This is a genomic window from Pseudomonas sp. KB_15, assembly GCF_052114525.1.
Classification (GTDB): Bacteria; Pseudomonadota; Gammaproteobacteria; order Pseudomonadales; family Pseudomonadaceae; genus Aquipseudomonas.
Genome location: NZ_JBFREX010000238.1, coordinates 1 through 432, shown reverse-complemented (window position 1 = coordinate 432; position 432 = coordinate 1). Strand labels below are relative to the sequence as shown.

Genomic DNA, 432 nt, shown 5'->3' with positions numbered 1-432 from the left:
GGGCATGGCCCTGAAGTTGGTGGACATGGTCGATGCGTTCAAGACAGAGCAGCTCAAGGCCACCGACCTCAACAGCGATAACGTGGTATCCCTCAGCGAACTGGGCAAGCAGTTGGCCGGCAAGAGTGAGGCGGAACTGGCGAGCATCCATGAGGCCATGGACATCGACAAGGACGGTCAGGTATCTGGCGCGGAATTCAAGGACAGCATTCCCCTCGATGAATTCTTCAACAGCGTGGCAACGGCCAGTAACCAAGACGCGTTAATGGCTCGTTTCAGCGCGCAAGGGGCGGCATTGCAAGTACGTGCCGGCATATTTCAAGCCGCAAGCACCCCGTGGTTTTCACCGAGCAGCGCCATGGATCCCAATCTGCCCAATTCGTCCGAACACTTCGCGCTTTTGCCGTAGCAGCCGAATGCAACGGTAACGCG

Annotated in this window: 1 protein-coding gene; it reads left to right on the top strand. The window is 57.6% G+C overall.

Translation table 11 applies throughout. The annotated features are described in order from the left end of the window. Nucleotides 1–409: hypothetical protein (locus AB4Z35_RS30665; RefSeq protein ID WP_442101253.1), on the top strand; the 409-nt coding region annotated here is incomplete at its 5' end. Between the last annotated feature and the right edge of the window lie 23 nt (nt 410–432).